The sequence below is a fragment of the Bacillus sp. RC242 genome (genome assembly GCF_044908245.1).
GTDB lineage: Bacteria > Bacillota > Bacilli > Bacillales > Bacillaceae_G > Bacillus_A > Bacillus_A mycoides.
In genome coordinates this window covers 78,988-100,398 of the sequence record NZ_JBIYCZ010000003.1, presented here as the reverse complement: position 1 = coordinate 100,398, position 21,411 = coordinate 78,988, and the positions used below count along the sequence as shown (strand labels likewise).

The 21,411-nt window shown below is 34.8% G+C and carries 22 protein-coding genes; 5 read left to right on the top strand and 17 right to left on the bottom strand.

Going from position 1 to position 21,411, the window contains the following annotated elements; all coding sequences use genetic code 11:
- Positions 1–83: 83 nt before the first annotated feature.
- Together ABH957_RS07420 and ABH957_RS07415 are read left to right on the top strand one after the other, a co-directional pair.
- Positions 84–1,298: a helix-turn-helix domain-containing protein gene (locus ABH957_RS07420; RefSeq protein ID WP_215591101.1), complete on the top strand. Its 1,215-nt coding sequence runs from the start codon at positions 84–86 to the stop codon at positions 1,296–1,298.
- A 66-nt stretch (positions 1,299–1,364) separates the two neighbouring features.
- A complete protein-coding gene (locus ABH957_RS07415) occupies positions 1,365–1,544 on the top strand; it encodes an H-type small acid-soluble spore protein (protein WP_001025736.1) in 180 nt (59 codons plus the stop codon).
- A 55-nt stretch (positions 1,545–1,599) separates the two neighbouring features.
- On the opposite strand, the gene ABH957_RS07410 is transcribed toward ABH957_RS07415, so the two are convergent.
- The 4 genes from ABH957_RS07410 to ABH957_RS07395 all read right to left on the bottom strand — a co-directional run bounded on the left by ABH957_RS07410 (position 1,600) and on the right by ABH957_RS07395 (position 8,385).
- Positions 1,600–2,427, bottom strand: a complete 828-nt coding sequence (locus ABH957_RS07410) for a class C sortase (protein ID WP_113938040.1) — start codon at positions 2,425–2,427, stop codon at positions 1,600–1,602.
- A gap of 21 nt (positions 2,428–2,448) precedes the next feature.
- A complete protein-coding gene (locus tag ABH957_RS07405) occupies positions 2,449–3,249 on the bottom strand; it encodes a class C sortase (RefSeq protein ID WP_404456125.1) in 801 nt (266 codons plus the stop codon).
- A 91-nt stretch (positions 3,250–3,340) separates the two neighbouring features.
- Positions 3,341–4,999: a SpaA isopeptide-forming pilin-related protein gene (locus ABH957_RS07400; protein ID WP_404510869.1), complete on the bottom strand. Its 1,659-nt coding sequence runs from the start codon at positions 4,997–4,999 to the stop codon at positions 3,341–3,343.
- A gap of 47 nt (positions 5,000–5,046) precedes the next feature.
- Positions 5,047–8,385 (bottom strand): isopeptide-forming domain-containing fimbrial protein, encoded by a 3,339-nt coding sequence (locus ABH957_RS07395; protein ID WP_404511026.1) that lies wholly within the window; start codon positions 8,383–8,385, stop codon positions 5,047–5,049.
- 433 nt (positions 8,386–8,818) lie between these two features.
- On the opposite strand from ABH957_RS07395, the gene ABH957_RS07390 reads away from it, so the two are divergent.
- From ABH957_RS07390 to ABH957_RS07380, 3 genes are read left to right on the top strand one after another with little or no spacing between them, the layout of a single operon-like run.
- Positions 8,819–9,154: an antibiotic biosynthesis monooxygenase family protein gene (locus tag ABH957_RS07390; RefSeq protein ID WP_404510867.1), complete on the top strand. Its 336-nt coding sequence runs from the start codon at positions 8,819–8,821 to the stop codon at positions 9,152–9,154.
- 2 nt (positions 9,155–9,156) lie between these two features.
- Positions 9,157–9,747: a dienelactone hydrolase family protein gene (locus tag ABH957_RS07385; RefSeq protein WP_242309181.1), complete on the top strand. Its 591-nt coding sequence runs from the start codon at positions 9,157–9,159 to the stop codon at positions 9,745–9,747.
- 14 nt (positions 9,748–9,761) lie between these two features.
- Entirely contained in the window at positions 9,762–10,121 is a 360-nt protein-coding gene (locus ABH957_RS07380) for a hypothetical protein (RefSeq protein WP_404510865.1), read from the top strand.
- Between the two features lie 25 nt (positions 10,122–10,146).
- Here ABH957_RS07380 and ABH957_RS07375 read toward each other — a convergent pair whose 3' ends face one another.
- The 13 genes from ABH957_RS07375 to ABH957_RS07315 all read right to left on the bottom strand — a co-directional run bounded on the left by ABH957_RS07375 (position 10,147) and on the right by ABH957_RS07315 (position 21,408).
- Entirely contained in the window at positions 10,147–10,317 is a 171-nt protein-coding gene (locus ABH957_RS07375) for a DUF3951 domain-containing protein (protein WP_002011981.1), read from the bottom strand.
- Between the two features lie 62 nt (positions 10,318–10,379).
- Positions 10,380–10,691, bottom strand: a complete 312-nt coding sequence (locus ABH957_RS07370; protein ID WP_002086437.1) for an AzlD domain-containing protein — start codon at positions 10,689–10,691, stop codon at positions 10,380–10,382.
- The gene (locus ABH957_RS07365) at positions 10,682–11,410 is read right to left on the bottom strand and encodes an AzlC family ABC transporter permease (RefSeq protein WP_002126646.1); all 729 of its coding nucleotides are present in this window, start codon (positions 11,408–11,410) and stop codon (positions 10,682–10,684) included. Before ABH957_RS07365 ends, ABH957_RS07370 begins: the two co-directional genes overlap by 10 nt.
- Entirely contained in the window at positions 11,400–12,236 is an 837-nt protein-coding gene (locus tag ABH957_RS07360; RefSeq protein ID WP_404456117.1) for a TrmB family transcriptional regulator, read from the bottom strand. The genes ABH957_RS07365 and ABH957_RS07360 overlap by 11 nt, the downstream gene beginning before the upstream one ends.
- A gap of 177 nt (positions 12,237–12,413) precedes the next feature.
- Positions 12,414–13,712, bottom strand: coding sequence for an NtaA/DmoA family FMN-dependent monooxygenase (locus ABH957_RS07355; RefSeq protein WP_404510863.1), 1,299 nt, complete (start codon positions 13,710–13,712; stop codon positions 12,414–12,416).
- Between the two features lie 245 nt (positions 13,713–13,957).
- The gene (locus tag ABH957_RS07350; RefSeq protein WP_404510861.1) at positions 13,958–14,731 is read right to left on the bottom strand and encodes a flagellar basal-body rod protein FlgG; all 774 of its coding nucleotides are present in this window, start codon (positions 14,729–14,731) and stop codon (positions 13,958–13,960) included.
- A 43-nt stretch (positions 14,732–14,774) separates the two neighbouring features.
- Positions 14,775–16,085 (bottom strand): flagellar biosynthesis GTPase FlhF, encoded by a 1,311-nt coding sequence (gene flhF / locus ABH957_RS07345; protein WP_404510859.1) that lies wholly within the window; start codon positions 16,083–16,085, stop codon positions 14,775–14,777.
- Positions 16,086–16,099: 14 nt separating this feature from the next.
- Complete coding sequence (flhA, locus tag ABH957_RS07340) at positions 16,100–18,166, bottom strand: flagellar biosynthesis protein FlhA (RefSeq protein ID WP_002189082.1); 2,067 nt, start codon at positions 18,164–18,166, stop codon at positions 16,100–16,102.
- 23 nt (positions 18,167–18,189) lie between these two features.
- Complete coding sequence (gene flhB / locus ABH957_RS07335; protein WP_404456107.1) at positions 18,190–19,236, bottom strand: flagellar type III secretion system protein FlhB; 1,047 nt, start codon at positions 19,234–19,236, stop codon at positions 18,190–18,192.
- A gap of 10 nt (positions 19,237–19,246) precedes the next feature.
- Positions 19,247–20,008, bottom strand: coding sequence for a flagellar biosynthetic protein FliR (locus ABH957_RS07330; protein ID WP_404510857.1), 762 nt, complete (start codon positions 20,006–20,008; stop codon positions 19,247–19,249).
- 15 nt (positions 20,009–20,023) lie between these two features.
- Positions 20,024–20,299: a flagellar biosynthetic protein FliQ gene (locus tag ABH957_RS07325; RefSeq protein ID WP_404510855.1), complete on the bottom strand. Its 276-nt coding sequence runs from the start codon at positions 20,297–20,299 to the stop codon at positions 20,024–20,026.
- 33 nt (positions 20,300–20,332) lie between these two features.
- On the bottom strand, positions 20,333–21,091 hold the full coding sequence (locus ABH957_RS07320) for a flagellar type III secretion system pore protein FliP (protein ID WP_002118006.1): 759 nt from the start codon (positions 21,089–21,091) through the stop codon (positions 20,333–20,335).
- Positions 21,088–21,408 (bottom strand): hypothetical protein, encoded by a 321-nt coding sequence (locus ABH957_RS07315; protein ID WP_000121176.1) that lies wholly within the window; start codon positions 21,406–21,408, stop codon positions 21,088–21,090. The genes ABH957_RS07320 and ABH957_RS07315 overlap by 4 nt, the downstream gene beginning before the upstream one ends.
- Positions 21,409–21,411: the final 3 nt, after the last annotated feature.

Sequence of the window (21,411 nt, the reverse complement as noted above, 5' to 3'; positions counted from 1 at the left end):
AAACTTATTATATAATCAACTTTCCAATTTTCACAACAAAAAGTTTAATTGTATTTAACTTTTTGATTATAAAGGAGCATATGATGGCTACTCTCGGCGAGAAAATTAAAACGTTACGAAAAGAAAAAAAGCTTACTCAAACTGAATTAGCAGGTTCAGAACTGACAAAAAGTATGCTAAGTCAAATTGAAAATGGAAAAGCTACACCTTCCATGAAAGCATTACAATATATCGCTAATAAACTTGGATGTGAAATGAGTTTTTTACTAGAAGAAGATGATGGAGAAATTGTAGAACTCATTCAAAAAATGGAGGAACTAATAAAGACAAATAAATGCGATGAAGTATATGATACTTTACTACCTATCGTTCAAAAAGAGCTACCTTCTACTTTAAATACGGCTCGTATATATAAACAGTTCATAACTGGAGCAGCTATTATGAACGATTATAATATTGAATATTACGTCGAAACCGCTATTTCTATATTTGAAAAATATACTTTATATCGAGAAAGCACTGAAACGAAACTACTGTTTTACTATATGCTCTTCAAACGTAAAAAATATAAAGAATGTTTACAGATGATTACCATTATTCGTGATGAATATAAAACGAAGAATTTAGAAATGGATCTTATTACGCATATACAGTTATACTTAAAAGAAGCAATTATTTTACTCGCATATGGCAATTATGAAAAATGTGAAAGAGTCATCTTAGATGCACTTGCCTTTTCCAAAAAACATCAAGTGTATTATAAAACAGATGATTTTTATCGTATTTTATCTTATCAAAAAATCATTACGGCGGATAAAGAAAGATATTTATATTACATAAAAAAATCTGAGCAATTTGCCATTTTTACAGAAGATACTTTATCCGCTGCAAATATAGATATATTAAAAGCTTATTACTACAATACAATTACGAATGAATATACAATCGCATTAGAACATTTAGAACAATTTCGAGAAAAACTAAAAGATGAACCAATTTTTCAAGACGATGGATTGTATTATCTTGAAAAAGGAAAATATTTGTATGGTTTAAAACGTTACGAGGAAGCTTTAGAAGTATTAGAGCGTGCTATCATACCGGATTATATGAGTCATCCACTTGATCAATCGTGGTTATTAACAGCTGGATCTTATCGTGCTCTTTGCTATATAGAACTTCAAGATAAAAAATCTGCTCTGAAAGAAGCAAAAGAAGCAGTTCAAGCGATAGATGACTATCCTGATTCCATCTTCTCTTCATTTATTAAAGAAACATTACAAATAATACAAAAACTTTAAAAATGTCTCGAAATGGTATATTATTCCTCCTTTTTTGCAAAGATAATAATGATGGGAGGAATATAAATGAATATACAACGCGCAAAAGAGCTTTCCGAGTCATCTGAAGAAGCCAATGTCAGTTTTCAAGGCATGCCTGTTATGATTCAACACGTTGACGAAAGCAACGAAACCGCCCGCATATATGAAGTAACAAATCCAAAACGCGAATTAACTGTTCCAGTTAATAGCTTAGAGGAAATATAAAAAATGCCACTTCTTTTTTTGAAGTGGCATTTTTCTTTTATTATATATTTCATCACTAGTTTTTCCTTTTTAGTAAACCATACAGCCCAATACAAATTACAATTAGACCTACTATGCCAAAAGCCAGTTTCTCAAATGAATCTCTTGTTTCATGACTCCTAACTTCTACTATACTTTTGTTTTGTCGTTCAATTTCATTTTGGTCTGTTTCTACTCGCTCTCCATATACTAACAATCGATATTTACTAGATGTATATGGTTCACATGTAAGTAATGTAACTCTATCTTGTCCTTTTATTACACTCAATTTATCAACTTGATTTGGATTAATTATCTCACGCCCAATTACTTTATAAACAAGTTGTTTCCCTAGTACACTGACATAAAATGTGTCGCCATCAGCTAATCGATCCAGGTGGCGAAACATCATTGCGCCGTGATATCCACGATGTCCTGCTAATACAGCGTGCGTATCTTGTCCACCGATTGGTAAAGAAGTCCCTTCAATTTGTCCGACTCCTTTACTCAAGTTATCTTGACTTGCTCCTAAGTATAATGGTAACTCTTCATCTATTTTCGGAATTGTAATTGTACCAAATACTTCATCTTTATTTATAAAATCTAACTGTTTGTTATTTACTTTTATATCATGAACAAATGGATCATTCATTTTAAAAGTAGTTCTACCTAATAAGCTATTATATGCTTCCATCCTACGAAATTTCTCATTAACATCTTCTACTTTTAAATTAGCAACCATTTTCTCATAACTTATTACTCTTGTTTTATATACATAATTGTTTATATAATTAGCAACCGTTGGGTATATAAATAATGAAAGCCCTACGAGGAACAATAATAAACTTATAAATCCCCTTCTCACACACTCACCACTCAATACATACTATTTTCGTTTTTTTAAATAAATCATTAGAAGGACGACACAAATAATAACAATAGGAAAAACGATCATCCAATCTTCTAAAATGAAAGGTTTTGTAATCATTTCTTTTGCTCCAGCATCATATGGAACCCGGTGTCCTCTCACTAGTAACCTGTGCGTGTTCACTCCATAAGGGGTACACGTAATTAATGTTGCATAATCTTCTCTTTGTACAACTAATAAATCTCCTGTTTCATTTGGTAATACAACTTTTATTTGATCTACCTGATAGGCAAGTACTTTATCTAATGAATGAATATAAAATATATCGTCCTTTTCAACTTTATCTAAATGAGTAAACATTAGTGCTGAAGGTAAACCACGATGCCCCGTTAAAACTGTATGCGTATTTTCTCCCCCTACTGGTAATGAAGATTCGTTCAGTTGTCCAACTCCGCGGGTTAGTACGTCTTCAGTCGTCCCTTGATAAATCGGAAGATTCACATCAATTTTTGGAATTTCTACATATCCCATAACATCACCGATATTTAACATATCTATATGCGAACTTTTGTTCTCATCACTATTTTCATGAAATGGGTCCGAAAATGTTTGCATCGTACTTTGAACTTTTTCATTATATTCCCGTGCTTCTTTCTCCTTACGTTCAATTTCTTCTTTTTGTAAATTACTTACTGCTTCATCGTACGTACTTACTTCCGAATAGTGCGTTCTCGTTGCAAACCAATTACTTGCAATCGGATATAAAAATATACTTAAACCTAGCAAAAATATACTTCCAAAAATAATATTTTTTTTCATAACAGCCTCTTTCGCTACGGATAAAATGTGGAAAAGAGGAAAGCAATATGCCTTTCCTCTTTTCCAAACTCAATTATTATAAAAATATTAATTAAGAATTCTTCACAGGTTTCTTTCTAAAGAAAATAAACGCCGCTGTCACCATTAATAACAAACCAACTACTGTGAATAAAACTGTTCCTATACCACCTGTTTGTGGGATAATCCAGCCGCTTTTATTGTTCTCTACTTGTAGCTCTATTTTTTGATGTTTTTCATCAATCTTAATCTCAATCGGATCTCTTAATTTTTGATATTGCTCTACTGCGCCATCTTCATCTATATACTTTGGTGCTTCTGTTTCAACAATTTGGTATTCACCGTACGGGATTTCATTCCATGTAATAATACCATCTGCATCAGTGATATCATCCATTTTCTTTTTGTTTACTACTACAATATTTCCCTTTTTATCTCGTAATTCGAATCTTGCACCTTCTAATTTCAGAGACTTATTCTTACCATCAATTTTTTCGATTTTTATATTTCCCATTGTTGGTGTAACCACTACTTCGTTTGATGGTTTTCCATCTTTTTCTGATGAAACATCATCTTTGTTTACAAAATCAAGTACTGCTTTGTTCGGAATTTCCACTCCAGATTGAACATCCCCTTTAATTTTTGCAGTAATTTGCAAGTGTAATTCTTTCCCTGTTACTTTCGAAAAATCTTCCACTGAAGCAATAACCTTTTGTCCAGCAACAATTACATTTACAATACTCTCATCAACTTTTTTACCATCAATCATTACAATTGGTGTTCCAACAACCTCTAAACGATCATCTAAAACATCGGTTACAACATAATTTTGATACGTTTGAATATCCTCAGGAAGCAATGTTTTAATATCATACGTATACTCTGTTTCACGATTTATTCCCGCGTTTTTCGAATTGTCGTTAATCGTTTTTTCAATTGTAGGCTCTTTATAGTTTTTTACATCTTTTTCTAACTTAACTAGTTTACCAGTTTCTTTAATAGAAAAAGGATATTCTTCTTTACTTGTTAAATAACCTTCTGGAGCCTTCTCCTCTATAAAATAATAGTTTCCATACTCTAATGACTCCACATGAATCTTACCATCTGATCCTGATACTAGTGGATGTGGTGTTTTTACTTGCGTTTTTGTGCCATCTTCATTTTTTTTGAATAAATGGAATTCCGCACCTGGTAACACCCTGCCCTCTTCACCTTTTTTTATTAATTCTACTGAACCACGTTTCGTTTCATTCTTTGGATAAATATGAACATCGTAGTTTAAATCTTTACCATCTGCACTTGTCATTGGAATATCAACAATAAAAGTACTCTTATCTAATTCAATATGGTCTGGACCTTTAACAGCTTTTACTTCATAACGTCCTAATGGAAGATTATTAAAGACTGCCATTCCATTTGTATCTGTTATTTTTGTAATAACGCTATCCGTTACTTTATTAATATTTTCTGTTACTACTTTTCCATCAGAAGTTTGTTCAAATGATGCAATACGTTTAATTTCAAATGTTACATCCTTTAAAGGCTTTGCCCCCTCTGGAACGCTTTGTCCTTCTTTGCCATTGCCCTCTACACCAGGCTTCGCATCCTTACCTTGCTCATACTTATGAATCGTTAAAGTACCTGTATTTTTTGATTCAGCACTAACCGTCATATTCATTAATGTCGAAAAAGCTAAAATACATATTAGAAATGTGCTAAAAATCTTTTTCATCAAATTCCACTCCCCTATTGTGTATACCATTTTTGCAAACTACTAATCTATTTCATAATCTTTCTTTTTCTAAAGAAGAAGAAAGATGTAATGAACATCAATATTCCACCAATTACATAAAAAATAATTGTTCCTATACCACCCGTTTCCGGGATAATCCATTCATTTTTATGATTTTCTATCTTTATTTTCTGTGCAGTTGTTTCTTGCGTCACATTAATTTCAATTGGCTCTTTCAAAAGCATGTATCCGTTTGGTGCTTGTACTTCTTTCAGCGTATATTTCCCTACTAATAATGCATTAGAAATCGCTATACCATCTTTATTCGTTGTTAATTCAGACTCTACAGTTCCAGCTTGATTTATCACTTGAAATACTGCACCTTCTAATTTGAGATTTTCATCCTTCGCATCTACTTTCTCAATCTCAATTTTCCCAAAAGATGGTGGTATGATAAATGCTTCATTCGATACAATTTTCTTTTGATCAAATAGTAACTCCGCTTTATTTCGTATACCACCCTTTGCAGTATAAGCTTCTAAAGCTTCCACACCTTTACTTACATCCAACTTTGATTTAATGTGCATCGTATATGCTTGATCAACTAGATACTCGTAACTACCTTCTCGCTTCGGCAATTCGATTTTCACCTTTTTCGACTGCTCATCGATTTCTGGTATAACTTGTACCTCTTCACCATCTGCATTTACAAGTCTTACTTGTACTACTTTTAAAATATCTTCTAAATCATCTTGTAATATTATTTCTTCAACATTTGCTACGTCATTTCCAAAATTATAGTTTACATGCCATGTAAACTCTTCATTCTCACTTTGCAATGTTGCCTTTTCTACCTCTGTTTCATCTGCATCAGAAACTGTCTTTATAACCTTTGGTTCCTCCGCTTCCACTTTCGTTTTTACAGTTGGCTTTTCTGGTGGTAAATCTTCACCATCTGGTGTTTTCCCTTCCACAATCGCTATATTTTCTATTTCTTTTGTTTTTAGCGATTCCTTTGTAACTTTCACCTTGAAAGTTACAATTCGTTCTTCTGTATCAAGTACATCACCAAAGTTTACTTTAACTGTATTGTCCTCATATGATCCTGCATCTTCATCCACATCATCAGTCAATGAATTACCGTTCATTTTCAAACTACCTGCTATATACTCCACTCCGCTAGGAAGCTTATCAACAATGCGAACATCTTTTATGAGTCCATTTTCAACTTTATTTTGAAGTTTAATTTTATATTCAAGTTCATCATCTACGTGTACTTTTCCATCTACCCCACCAGTTACTTCTTTCTTTGATTCTAGTTGTCCATACAACCGATCAACCAATGTTTCGACTTCTGGCTTCTCTTGATCTGGTACACTAATAGATTCAACAACTGCTATATTTTTTATTTTCTTATTTGCCATTTCTTGTTTTATAACTACTTCAAACGTAATAACCTTCTCTTCTTCACCTTTAAGGTCACCGAGATGAGCAAATATCGTTCCATCTTTTATATGTGCCTGATCATCATCTTCTACATCCGTTTGTTCCTTTTCGTCTATCTTGATCGTATTCGGAACATATTCTACACCTTCAGGAAGTTTATCTGTAATTTTCACAGATTGTAAGGTAGAATTTTGCACAGTATTTTTAGCTTTAACAGTATACTCTAGTTTCTCTCCTACTTTAAGAGTTCCACCATTTATATCTCTAGCTAATTTTTCTACTGCCAATTTGCCTTTCTGCTCTATATCACGGTTTCGTTCTGGTTTGACTTTCACGATTACTTTATTAGAATCATTCGCTTCAATACGACTCCCTGTTAACTCATCAATCCCTTGAACAACAGCCGTATTAGGAATTTCACTTTCTATTTTTTCTCCCTTTAATTTCGCTTTAAATTCAACAATTGTTTCAGGCGTTTTATCAGTATAAATTCCGCCTTTTGTGGCATTAGCACCTTCACCAATTCTTATTGTTAATTTTCTTGTCTTTACATCATAATCAACTTGATCATCCATCACTAACTCTGTTTGATCCCCCACGTTCGGGCCAGAAATAATCTTCACTGATCCAGGTATAAACTGTAAACGACGGTCTAAAACATCTTCAATTTTTGTATCAATTGAAGTTGAATTCGGCTCAACATTTTTTACATGTAAACGATATATAACCTCATCATCGGATTCATACTTTTCTTTCGGATTTAATACTTCCTTATTAATGACAAGCTCTGGCGCTGTTGCATTTACTGCAAAAGCTAGTGTATTTAATACATAATCATCACCAGATGTAGCAGCTTTTAATCGTATTTCTTTTTGTTCTGGTTTAATATATCCTGCTGGTAGCCTAATTAAATCTGCATCAATTCCTAAATTATTTTTATAATCTGGAGCAAAAGTACCTGGATACTTATCTCGCATATGCTCCTCATATTCAGAAATAGTCGAATTGAATATATTACCAGTTGGATTTAATTTATCCGTAACTTCTTTCCATGCATTATCTGTATGCACAAACAGTTTATCACCTTGCCAATATCTATCTCCTTGAACAGCGAAAACAGAAACTTTCGGATCTAGATCCCCAGCTTTTGAAGCGACAAAATTTTTCACTGTGAATTCTTTTTCACCAGAACCAGTTGCTCTTTTTAATCCACCATCATACACAGTAAACGCTTTTCTTGTTTTTGACTTATCCTTTGTGATAACTAACATGTACCATCCAGCAAAAGAATAGTATCCAGAATTATATGCAAGCTTTGTATTCGGATAAGGTATATTTGCTACAGTATAGCTTCCTCCTTTTGAATTAGAAGAATTTAAAAGCTCTGTAACATCTGCATAGTTAGAAAAATAAGTACCATCAATACCGAAACCATAAAGTAAGCCACCTCCGTAATACGTATTACTTGGTGATACTTGAAAGCTCTTCCCTACAGGAGTGGTCAACTTAACTGGTGCTACATACTGCTGTTGTGTTAATTCGTAACGTGTTGAACTCCAATATAATCCAGCCCACTCAATTTCAGCATCCTCCGGAACAGGAATATATGCCTTAGATGAATTTGTAGTCGTTGGGTCATCATCCACATCAATTAGTTCCCGTGTATAACCATTCGGTGTTGTCCCATAAATATATGTTATATCCGAATACAATGCCGTTTTCTTCTGAGCTTCAGTGGCTTTAATACCTAAATTCACATTACCGGTAGAATACATATCACCTTTATGAATAGATTGATAAGTTGGCGTATCAAAACCTTCTTCCTCTGTTATTTCTGCCTTTACCTCATCAATTGGACTCAAAAACTGTAACTGCGATAATAGTAAAAATAAACTCATAACAACTGCAAATGTATTTAATATTTTTCTATTTCCTTTCATCCTATTGTGCAAAGAGTTTACCTCCTTAATTACAGTTTTTTAGTATATTATTCGAATATACCTTATATGTATTATTCTAATATAAATCCTGCTATTTGTTAACAAAATATGTGATAAATTACTAATTTATATATTTTTATATAAAGATTTTTATATTTACAGTATTTATTAATCATTAAATTCTGAATATAAAATAGAAACTTCATACCTTTTCTCTCATTTATAATGTTCTATATTACGGAAAGAAGTGCCATTGTCCGATTTCAAAAAACTACTTACAATTGACCAAATTATACAAGTAATAATAAGGGAACGTAATATTCAAAAGAAGAAAGCGCAAGTATGCTGGATTAAAATTTACAGCCTAAAAAGAAAAGAAGCCCCATGCTTCTTTTTATTACGTGCTAAAATAATTATTAAAGGGGGAAATTACATGAGAAATGCTCCACAAAAAACGAATCATTATTATGCAGTTATATTCACTTCAAATCTATCAAATGATACAACAGATTATAGTACCGTTGCTGAAAAAATGGAAGACCTTGCGAAACAGCAACCTGGATTTTTAGGTGTCGAAAGTGCACGTGATAATTCGGGACTCGGAATTACAATTTCTTATTGGGAGTCACTTGAAGCAATTGAAAATTGGAAAAGGAACGCCTTACATAAAGAAGCGAAAAAAAGAGGCCGTGAGCAATGGTATGAAAATTTCCACCTGCGCATCTGCCTTGTTGAGAAAGAATATAAGTTTCATAGAGGTACATTGTAACTATGAAGAAAAAACTAGCTCTCGTTGTTGTTCATGAAATATACGGTGTGAATGATCATATGCATCATGTTATAGACCACTTCACTACATCTCATATAGATGTATTTTGTCCTAACCTTCTACAATTACAAAATGTATTTCATTATAGTGATGAGGAAAAAGCATATCAACATTTTATGAACCACATTGGATTTGATAATGGAAAAGAGCAAATTGAAGAATTCATTACTTGCCTTTCCAATAGTTACACACATATTGGACTTATTGGCTTTAGCGTTGGAGCTACCATCTCATGGCTATGTAATAACAATCCTAGAATAGATTTTATCATTGGATGTTACGGTTCCCGTATACGTGACTATGTTCACATTAAACCTACATGTGCTACACTACTTATTTTTCCTGAACAAGAAGCTAGTTTTTCAGTATCCTCTTTAATCCAAACATTGCAGCAACAAAATAATCCTTTATTAGAAATAAATCAACTACACGGTGAACATGGATTTTTAAATCCGTACACTGAAAAATATAACGAGCACTCTACAAAGCAAGCATACAACCTAATAGATTCGTTTCTTACGCAAACAATATGATAAAGGAGTTCCATATGCCACTAACATTACTATTGCTCATATTCCTAATAATTCCCTTCATTTCAGCATTAGCTCTCATTTTTATGACGGTTAAAAAAGGAAATTTTCTAAACCGACCATACTTACAATCATTCATCGTATGTGCTCTATTTTTTACGAATTGGATATTATATTTAACAAATTTTTATTCATTACTACCTGAGAAAGTTAGTCGATTTATTTTTCTACCTATTTGGTTTTTCCTTTGCGTTTTAGGCTTTATTGTTTTCACACGCGAATGGAAGAACAATCGTATTTTTTCCATATCTATCGGTTTCCTTTCTTCTATTAGTTTTCTATTTGGATTATTGTTGTTAGTTCTTTCAGGAATGTAAAAATAAAAGGAAGAAAAGCCCAACATCAACTTTTCTTCCTTCTATTTTTACCTTTAGATTTTATTGTCATAGTTTCACAAGGTGTGTAATAAATTTGAGGTGTCGCCTTATCAACAAACATCATAAACGTAATAAAGCCGATAATAAAAAAAATAAACAACGTTAACAATATTGCGCCTATCGTTAAAAGTATCATAACACCACCCCTATATATTTCATGTTATTACACCTTTCGCTATTATATGAGCTGAATCCTTTTTAGAAAAATAAACGTAACAAAATAATTACAATGACTCCTGTTAATACTGTGCCTAATAAACTACGAGTATATATCGCTACGAAAAATGTTGGAATTGCCGCAATGATATAATCCCACTGCACTGTCTCATGCATAAATAATACTTGTGCTAAAAGTGCTGCTAATATCGCAATTGGTATGTAATTTAACCATTTTAAACCCCAGTCTGGAATTTGTAGTTTACTAAATACGAGAAGAGGTAAAATACGTGGTACGAGTGTGACAGCTCCTGCTGCTAGTAAAAGGAATAATACGTCCAATCTTACTTCCATTTTTCAATCACCACCCCGATTGTCGCAGCTAAAAGTGTTGCGATAATAACTGCTATACTATCTGGCATAAATAAGTGTGAAACGTATGCGATAATAATCGCTACAATTGCAACACTTAGATGAATGGCTAGTTTCGGTTTACTACTTATTAGCTGAAGTACAAATAATCCGATAAACATCGCTGGTAACGCATAATCCATTCCGTACGTATGAGGATCTGGTATCCACTCTCCAAAAAGCCCTCCAAGAACTGTAGCTAAAATCCAATTTAAATATGCTGTTACATTAAGTCCCATCATCCATTTCTCGCCTAAATGGCCTTTTTGTGCTGCTTGTTGCACTGCAACGCCGAAAGTTTCATCTGTAATTTGCGAACCAATTATTAAATTTTTAAAAAGAGGTATCTTGGTGAAGTAAGGTGCGAGTGCAGCACTCATTAATAAGTGACGTAAATTAACAAAGAACACAGTAAAAATAATTGCCGAGGCTGGGGCACCCGCTGCATACATACCCGCTAATATAAACTGAGCAGAACCTGCGTAAATTAATGTGGACATAAAAGCAATTTCTATGATCGAGAAACCTGCTGTTTTCGCAATAACACCAGCCGCTATACCGATGCTCAAATATCCAAATACAGTTGGTAAACAATCCTTTACACCTTGCTGAAATGAATCATCGCTCTGCAGTGTCATATGTGCTTGAGCTTTATTCACCATTATCTCCCTCCATTTCTTCTATAGTACGTTTTCCTGTTACGACATGAACTAAATCTATGTTTTCACGCCATAATGTATCTAATTTATCAGCTCCAAACTCCTTCGTAATCTCTTCCACCATAATGTCGTGCCGAACATATTCTGTAGCGACGAGAACTAAAGCTGGATCGTACGTTGTAACGGCCCATGAAGTGCTATCATTTGAAAAGTTAGCAATTAATACTTCTTCCCCATCACGCGCGATAACAGTTAAATGACCACCCATTCTCTTTTCAACGACGTGAGGTGTCATATAATTATGGTGAAATGTCGCTCCTATTTTTGTTTCTGGAGCATCAAATAAAATTGAAAAAATATGTACGCCTTCCGCTTCCTTTTGATGAATGAATGGCTCAATCTCTTGCACTTGATCTTCCCATACAGAAATCCATAACTCTTCTTTTGCTCTATTAATTATATTGCATATTTCTTTCAAAACACGATCATTTGAGCGAATATGCGAAATTACATCAATTTGTCGCTCTTGTTCTAAACAATTTAATTTTCGGTTTAGAAATTCAAAGGACTTTTCAAAATCTTTTCGCATTCGATCCATTAATTCCGTAGCTGGCACTGGTACATATTTCACTGGTTCAGAAGGAACGATATGCACCGCTCCTTTATCCATCAACTTGCCAAGTACTTCATAAATCATCGAACGAGGTACGCCTGTTTGTTTACTAACTTCATAACCTGTTACTGGATAATGTTTTAATAGTCCAATATACGCTTTACATTCGTACTGGGAAAAACCTAACTTTTGTAACTCCTTTATTATTTCATCCATCGGTAACCCCTCACAATTTATATAGCTCTAATTTCAAAACTACGATTTCACTTTCCATTAGTAGTTATTGCTATACCTACTAATATAAAAAAGAAACCTCTACAAGTCAACTGATAATTCCGAATTTTTATTCGAAATAAAAAGCCTTCTTTTGAAAGGCTTTTTGTGCATAATGAATTATTTCAACTGTAGAGCATTTGATATATTACCCTCCAAATGCTCACGTAAGGTTGAACCTGTATACTCTTCTCTAAATACACCTGCTCTCACGAATAAAGGAATGACTTCACTAAAGAATAAATCCAATGATTTTGGAGGACCGCCTGGAATTGCAATAAATCCATCTAGTGCTCCTGCTTCAAACCTTTCCATAATTTGTTTGAAAACGTCTTGTGGTGTGCCAATAGCGACCCAATGAGCAGAACCAACAACTTCTGGTCGTTCTAGTATTTGCTCAACAGTTGGTTCATTTTTTATGATGAAATTCCGTAATAATTCGGCATGTGTTTTACTACGTACAGCTTGATTTCTACTTGGTAGCATATGTTCAGTAACCTTACTTTCTAATGGAAGCCCTCTAACGTCTAATCCGAGAACCATTTCGAGTAAAGCGTACCTCTTCTCTTTTGTAAGGTGTTGATGAGCTTGCCTGTGCATTTCTAGTGCTTCTTCATATGAATCACCAATAAAGAAATATAAACCTGGCAATACACGTATATCATCTTGCTTTCGGCCATGCTTTTCTGCTCTTCTTCTTAAATCTTGACGAAGTTCGATTCCTGATTCTACATCTGGCATTGCGGCAAAAATCGCATCCGCAACAGAAGCAGCGAAATTCCGGCCAGACTCTGAAGCACCAGCTTGAAATAAAGGCATTTCCCCAGAAATATGTTGCGGGATATTAAGTGGACCTTTCACCTCAAAATGCTCACTACGATGCTCAATTGGCTGTACCATTTCTCTAATTACATCTGCGTTGTCTTCTTTCAAAACTTCATAAGGATGACTCCTCCAAAGTTTTCTTACTAACTCTGTACATTCTGCCGCTTTCGCGTATCGTTCCTCAGATGGTGGCATCCCTACCTCACCGAAGTTTTCAGCACCATCAATTGATGTGACAATGTTCCATCCTACTCGGCCGTTACTAATCCAATTTAAAGATTGTAGTTGCCTCGCTAGTATATATGGTGGATAAAATGATGTTGAAGCGGTCGTAACGACTCCAATCTTTTCTGTTGCATACGCAATAGCAGTAAACAATAATGTCGGATCTAAAATTACATTCCCCTTATTACGAGCAATTAAATCGGGATGCGCTACTAAATAGTCAGCTTTAAAAACAAAATCTAACTTAGCCTTTTCTGCCTGTAGTGCCAACTCTACTTGTTCCTCTATCCCTGAATTAAACATACTCTCTTGTTCTTTCTTTCTAGAAATCAAACATAGTCCAATGCAAAGCTGTTTTTTTATAGACATATGTACACACCTTCCCCTTATTTTTAATTTACCTAGTTAAACAAATGATACGACCCTCACAGCTTCTATTCTTATTAAAGATAAAATGATATTGATAATCATTATCATTTTATGGTGTAACTATAATAAAAGCAACAATAAAGTGAAACTTTAATCAGAGGAGGAGCTCCCATCCTCTGATTATTAGCCTTCACCAATCGGGCTTTTGCGGGATAAAAAAAAGACCACCACTAATTGGAAGTCCTTTATCTCAATATTTCATTCGCTTCTTTTTCATAAATTTTATCAAACGAAGTCATGATGCGCTGCGATGCTTGAATCATTTTTTGATTCGTCATAAGGTCAGCCATTTCTTTCGTCATATCCACATTTGAATTTTCTAGCATATGATTACGTACTGCCCCTGTTCCATTCGGTAAATCAGCAACGTTTCCTTCTGCTAGTGTAAAACTTTTATTTTCACGTTGTATGAGGCGAGCGTTCGTTTCTACGTCTACTGTTTTCGTTTGCAGACGGGCAATATTATTTTGTGTTACTTCATCGTATAATGTACCGTCTGCTTGTACAGCTACCTTTGCTCCTTCTGGAATACGAATACGTTCATTATTCTCACCCATTACGAAAGCACCAGATGCTGTTTGTAAATAACGATCACTATTTAATGTAAAGCTACCATCTCTCGTTAAAAATGTTTCATCATTTTTAGATGTAACGAAAAATGATGATGTGCCAGCCGCACCGTCGTCTAAAAAGAAATCTGTAGCACTATTTGTCATTTGTACATTTCCTTGTACTAAGTTCACATGCGTCGCAGCTGGTACGACAGCGTAATCGACCGAGCCGATATTTGTCGCCGATCCGTCTCCGCGGCGATATGTGTCTTGCACATCAAATACTTTAGACGTCATGTTTTCTGCTTTAAATCCTGTCGTTTGGGCATTTGCGACGTTATTCGAATGAACATTAATATGCTGCATGTAATTCATCATACCCATAGAACCTATATAAAGACCGTTCATACTCGTTTGAATAAGGCAAGTGCCTTATTCTTCACCTCTTTTCTTACGATGTTTGTAACATTTGTTTTGCTAAATATTCAGCTGTAGCGATATGTATATGTTGCTTCACGTCTTGTCCATCTGTCATTAATACAATTGGAGCTGATGATACAGCTGGAATTTTCAACAATTCACCGCTGCTCGCTGTTTCATCAAATTTCGTAAACACGATACCATCTATATGAATATCTTTAAAGTTCGTAATAATTTCAATCATGTCTTTACTTTTCATGGAAGCTGATAACGTTAAACAAATATAGTCTGGCTCTACTTGTCCCATCGTCTCAATCATCTTTTCAACTGTCTCTGACGTACGATAATTTTTACCGGCTGTATCTATTAATATATAATCGACGCGCGCTTCTTCTTTAAAATAACTGAGTGCCCTTGTCATAGCTGCTTCATCTCGCACAGCGATTACTTCTGACCCAATTGTTTTTACGTAATCTTGTAATTGCTGCACTGTTCCAATGCGAGAGTGGTCCGTCGTAATAAAACCAACTGTTTTTCTCTTAGCGTGAAACTGCCATGCCATTTTCGCAAGTGTCGTCGTTTTTCCAACGCCAGTTGGACCTATTAATGCAATCGTTTGTACTTCTTTTTCAAATACGTTTTCAGTATTGAAATGAGATCTCATATCTTCCAATATGTATCCGATGACTTCCTCTTCTGTAATCATCGTTGCATTCTCAAACTTCACTTTTAATTTTTCAGCATATGCATGAATGAAATATTGTTCCACATCGTTTTGTTCTAACATCCGAATTACTTTTTGAATAATAAATGGCACAGATTCCTGCTTTTCTTTTTTAACAACTACTTCTTCTTTCTTTACAGGAACAGCTTGTTTCACAGCAGGCTGTTTTTTCGTTACTTTCGTCGCCTCCGTATGTTTCACAACGACAATCCCTTTTTCAAACAGTTGTAATAGTTTCTCTTTTTTTCTTGCCCATTCTTCACTATTTCCTGTTTGCATCGCTGCGTACGGCATAGAAGTCGTTACGTTTTCTAAATTGTGCAGTACCGATTGAATTCCATTTGCCTTCACAACTTCTTCTGAAGGTTCATTTACAACATCCATTAATTGTTCATGAAATTGAGTTACGCCTTCGTTACTTTCTTCCTGTTTATCTTCAGGAAAAGCGACTAACATTTCATAATTCTTCTTCCAAAAAAACGGGATGTTTCGTTTTACACTTTCATCGACAACGTAATAATAATCTGTACCATATTGGTCAAATAACTTTCGATACAATTCATTTTTCGAAGCTGCTTTTATTCGCATTAACGCTTCTTTTTTTTCTGTACTTTCCATTACTTCACCCCCTACTATTCAATATAAGCAATTTGATCTACAACAATTTCTGGTGCTAATTCACTAATACATAATACTTTAGCTTCTATTTGATAACGTTCAAGAAGTCTCACAATCGCAAACCTGAAATCTTTTCTGCGTGTTAATAATACTGGCTCTCTTCCCATTAAACGAGCTTGTTTGAAAACGCGCTGTACTTGCTCTACTACTCGCGTTTCTAAATCTAAATCCCAGTTTAATAAATAACCTTGGTATGAATTATTAACAACATCCGCATCTAACTCGATTGAATCAGCGAAAAGCGCTGCATAAATTTTCCCATCAGGATTTTTCGCACTCTCACAAATAACTTTTGAAATACATTCACGAACAAATGCAGTGACACCATCAACATGGTTTTGATAAATTTCTTTCCCGTCAATAATACCTTCAATAATTGTTGGTAAATCACGAATTGAAATTCCTTCTTTCAGAAGTTGTTTAATAACATTTTGCACGAGTGATAAATCGATTTCTTTCTTCTTAATTTCTTCTAATAAAACGCCATTATCAGTTTCAAGTGAGTTAATCAAGTCTTTCACATGTTGACGCTGAATTAACTCATGAAGATTACGTCTAACGACAACATCTAAATGCGTAATTAATATGCTGAGCGGCTCTAACACTTGATAGCCTTTCATTTGTGCATCTTGTACCATATGCTCCAAAATCCAATATCCATCTTCACCAAAAATTGGATCTTTCGCCGGCTCTGCATCTAAATCAGCCATTACATTCGGTGTTTTCAGTGCTAATAAATAACCTGATTTTAAAACACCTTCAGCGGCCTTCGCACCTTTAATACGAATAATGTAACGTCCGCGTGGTCTAAAGCTCGTATTATCTTTAAAGTTAATTCCAGGAACGTTAATACCAAGGTCAGTAATAATCGACTTCCTCATAAGAACAACTTTATCACGAGCTGTTTCCCCGTTAATCTTCTGCTTTACAAGTGCCGCTAAATCTAAACCGAGCTCTACGATAATTGGATATTTATCTGTAAAGACGCCGAATGAATCTTCCACTTGTTGCAGTTGCTCTTCATCGCCTTGAATCATTTCTAATTCTTTTTGAAGCTCGTCTTCTTTTTCTTTCTTTATTCGCTTTTTATTACGAACTCCTAAGAAAACAATCGTGCCTCCAACGAGAGCAAAGGGTAGAAATGGTAACGGTGTAAAAACACCCATTGCGATAAATAAACCACCGAGTGCATATACAACAACTTCATGCGCTAATAACTCTTTAAAGATTCCTTCAGTTACTGTATCAGATGAACCGTCAAATACTCGCGTTACGATAATACCTGTTGAAATCGCAAGCATTAACGAACCGATTTGGTTTACAATTCCGTCACCGACAGTTAACTGTGTATAGTGAATAGCCGCATCTGCAAAGCTCATTCCTTGCTGCATCATACCGACAATTAAACCGAAAATAATGTTTACGAATAAAATGACAATCCCGAAAATAACGTCCCCTTTAATGAACTTTCCGGCACCATCCATCGCTCCGTAAAACTCTGTTTCCATATTTAATTTTTTTCGTTTTGCCTGTGCATCTTTTTCTGTAATAAGACGCTGATTCAAGTCAGCATCGATAGACATTTGTTTCCCTGGTAAAGAATCAAGTGTAAAACGAGCTGCTACTTCAGCTGTACGAGACGCACCGTTTGCAACGATAAACTGGAATATGATTAATACTATAAAAATAACGATACCAATTAATAAGTTCCCGCCAATTACGAACTGGCCAAACTCTTCAATAACATGACCCGCATTTCCGTCTGTTAAAATCGCTCGCGTCGTCGAAACGTTAATCGATACGCGGAAAATCCCGATTAATAACAACATCGTCGGAAATGACTTTAATTCATCCCACTCGTTAATACTTGTAGCTCGCATATAAATAAGCACTGACATACTTAGTAGAAAAACGATAACGATATCAAGTATAAATGGCGGAAGTGGAATTAAGAGCGCCACAACGAATGACGCTGCTAAAAAGATAGAAAAATAGGTTCTTGCAGAATCCATCTTAAACAAAGAGATCCCCTCCAAACGCGCTATTATACTTCAAGTTCTTTCGTTTGAATTAAATAGCGCATAACTTCAATTACAGCTACGTATAAATCTTCTGGAATCGCCATGTCTTCCTCGACTTGATAATATAAAGAACGAGCAAGCGGACGATTTTCCACCATTGGTATTTCTTGTTCACGGGCAAGCGTTCGTATATATAACGCGAGTTCATCCTCCCCTTTTGCAACGACAATAGGCGCTGCATCAACTTGTTTATTGTAACGAAGTACAACCGAAATATGCGTTGGGTTATTCACAATAAACGTTGCACCATCCATCTTCTTCGCAATTGTCCCTTGCAAGATGGCATGCATAAAGTTTTTTCGTTTCCCCTTTACTTGCGGGTCCCCTTCATTATCTTTATGCTCTTGTTTCACTTCTTCTTTTTTCATTTTAATATCTTGTTCGTACTCCCATTTTTGATAAATGAAATCAATAATAGAAAGAACGATTAAAATAATTAAAATGGCTAGAAAGATAAATTTAATTTGGCTAATAATTTCAGTAAGTGACGCTGTCCAGTTAAATCCAATCATACTAACAATCTTCTCTAAATTCTTTTTAAAGAGAACGTACGAAACGTAACCAATTAATCCCATATAAAACAGTGATTTCAAAATATCTACTAAACTTTTACGACTAAACAATCTCGTAAAATAGTTTTTCGGATTAATACGTGATGCTTTCGGCTTAAGTACTTTAGAAGAAAATAAGAAACCAACTTGAATCATATAATTGAACAAATGAAAAGCATATACAAGTATTAATATAGGAGCCGATACTTTCAGAAGTAATATGCCCATTAAATAAAAATACTCGGTCGAATCTGTATTTTTTCCAATTTGATCAAACAGTACCGCTACGGAATGTGCGATCTCATAACCGAGCCAATCTCCGAAAAAGTAAACGACAACTGCTAATACAAGAATGGAAAATAAATTATTTAAATCTTTACTCCGGGCGATATTCCCTTCTTCACGCGATTTTTTACGCTTCTGCGGGGTGGCCTTTTCTGTTTTATTATCCTTTGCCATGCGCGTCCCCCTACTTCGTTAAGAAAAAGTTAAATAGTTTCGTATACTCTTCCAGTAATACGTCTGTCATATTTTTAAACACATAACCGAGCATCGGTACACTCATCGCAATAAACAAAATACCACACGTTATTTTAATTACGTACGCATTCATAAAAACGTTTAATTGCGGTGCATTTTTTGCAATTAAAATAAGGACGAAATTAATAATGAATAGACTGCCCATAAGTGGCAAAGCAATTTCAACCGCTGATGTAATTGCAAATAATAACGTTGCAAGTAGACTATCTAAAAAACTAGTCGTCAACAATTTTGAAATCGCCTCTGTATATTGAAACGACTTTAAAATCGTGGCAACGAAATAGTTAATGCCGCCCAGTGAAATAAAAATAATAAGAAAAAATATATCAAAAATTGTTGATAGCAAAGTGGACTGTGACCCTGCATTTACATCAAATAAACTCACCTGTGATAAACCGATATCAAAGTCTAAAATATGCCCTGCCATTTTCGGAATGTTCCACAGCATCTCTACAATTTTTGAAAGTGATAACCCAATTACAATTTGCGTTCCTGCATAAGCTGCTACATCCCAAACTGTCTTTATGTGAGAGACATCCACTTGATCAGCCACTGTAATCGAAAGAGCGAGTCCAAATGTAACCTTTGCCATCGCCGGAATTGATCGGCCTGAGAAAAACGGTAGAAAATATAAAAATGAAGTAATGCGACAAAACGCAAAAAACGTCGCCGCCCATAATTCCATATTCATTTCAGTTCACCTATCTTAGTACGAACGCAATAGCGATGGGATTTTATCAAATAAATCTAAAATAAGCATCGTTAACTCTTGAAACATCCACGGACCTAAAATGATAATAACGAGCACAATACTCGCCATTTTCGGTAAAAACGTCAGCGTTTGCTCTTGAATTTGCATCATCGCCATAATAACCGCGATAATAATAACGACAATCATACTTACAACGGCAATCGGCATTAAAATTATAACCCCTTTATAAAAAAAGGTTTGGAAAATATCTATAATTGGTGACGTATTCATTTATATGACTCCTATCACATAGCATCAAATGCTTCAGGCGACCGTCTTAAACATAATATCGACGATTTTTGTATATCCACCTAAATATACGAAAACGAGTATTTTAAATGGTAAACTTAAAATCATCGGCGGTACCATCATCATCCCAAGGTACATTAAAAGTGTACTAATAATTAAATCAATAAAGACAAACGCTAAATAAATGAACATCCCTGTAAGTAAACCTTTTTGAATTTGCGTTAACGTAAAGGATGGCACAAGCGTAAACAGTGAAAGATCCTTTAAATCTTTCGGCAACTCTTCTCCGCGCACTTTCAGCATCATTTTCAAATCATGCTTATACGTATGCTTCGACATATAATCTTTCATAATCGGAGCTGTCGTCTCCGCAGCTTGACTTACTGTTATTTTTTCTTTCGTCATCGGGTCCCACACATCACTTTTTAACTGTCCAAGTACTGGCTGCATCGTAAACAGTGATAAAAATAATGCGAGTCCAACAAGCACTTGGTTTGGTGGTAAATTCATTACCCCAAGTCCTTGACGAGTAATCCCAAGAACAATCATAAAATACGTAAAGTGCGTAAATAAAAGAACGATAGAAGAAGATAATGATAGAAGGGTAACGAGTGCGAATAGTTGTACACTTGAATTACTCGTAAACTCTTTTCCATTTTCGAAATTAATAAAGCCGTTCGGGGCTGCATACGCTGGATTTACAAAAACAAATGAAAAAATAATAGAAAATACGAAAATAACGGCAAATAACGATAACTGTTTCTTTATTCTCATGATGGATCCTCTACTTTTTTCGTTTCACTCTTCACCGCGTCTTCTAGCGCTTGTTGAAACTGATTTCCTGTTCCTGTTAACTGCACAGATTGTACACCGTTATTACTAATAACAGTGAACACTTGCTTTCCGTCCACTTCAAACAAAAAGGCGCTCGTTTGATGATTTAAATATACGCCGTCTTTCACTTGAATATGGCCGTTTTCACCTTGCTTAAAAAACTGCTGTTTGCGCGTCTTTTTCGTCATATAATATGCACCATAGCCGAGCGCACCAAACAGTAAAACGACTTGAAATAAGGTCGTCATATACGACATATG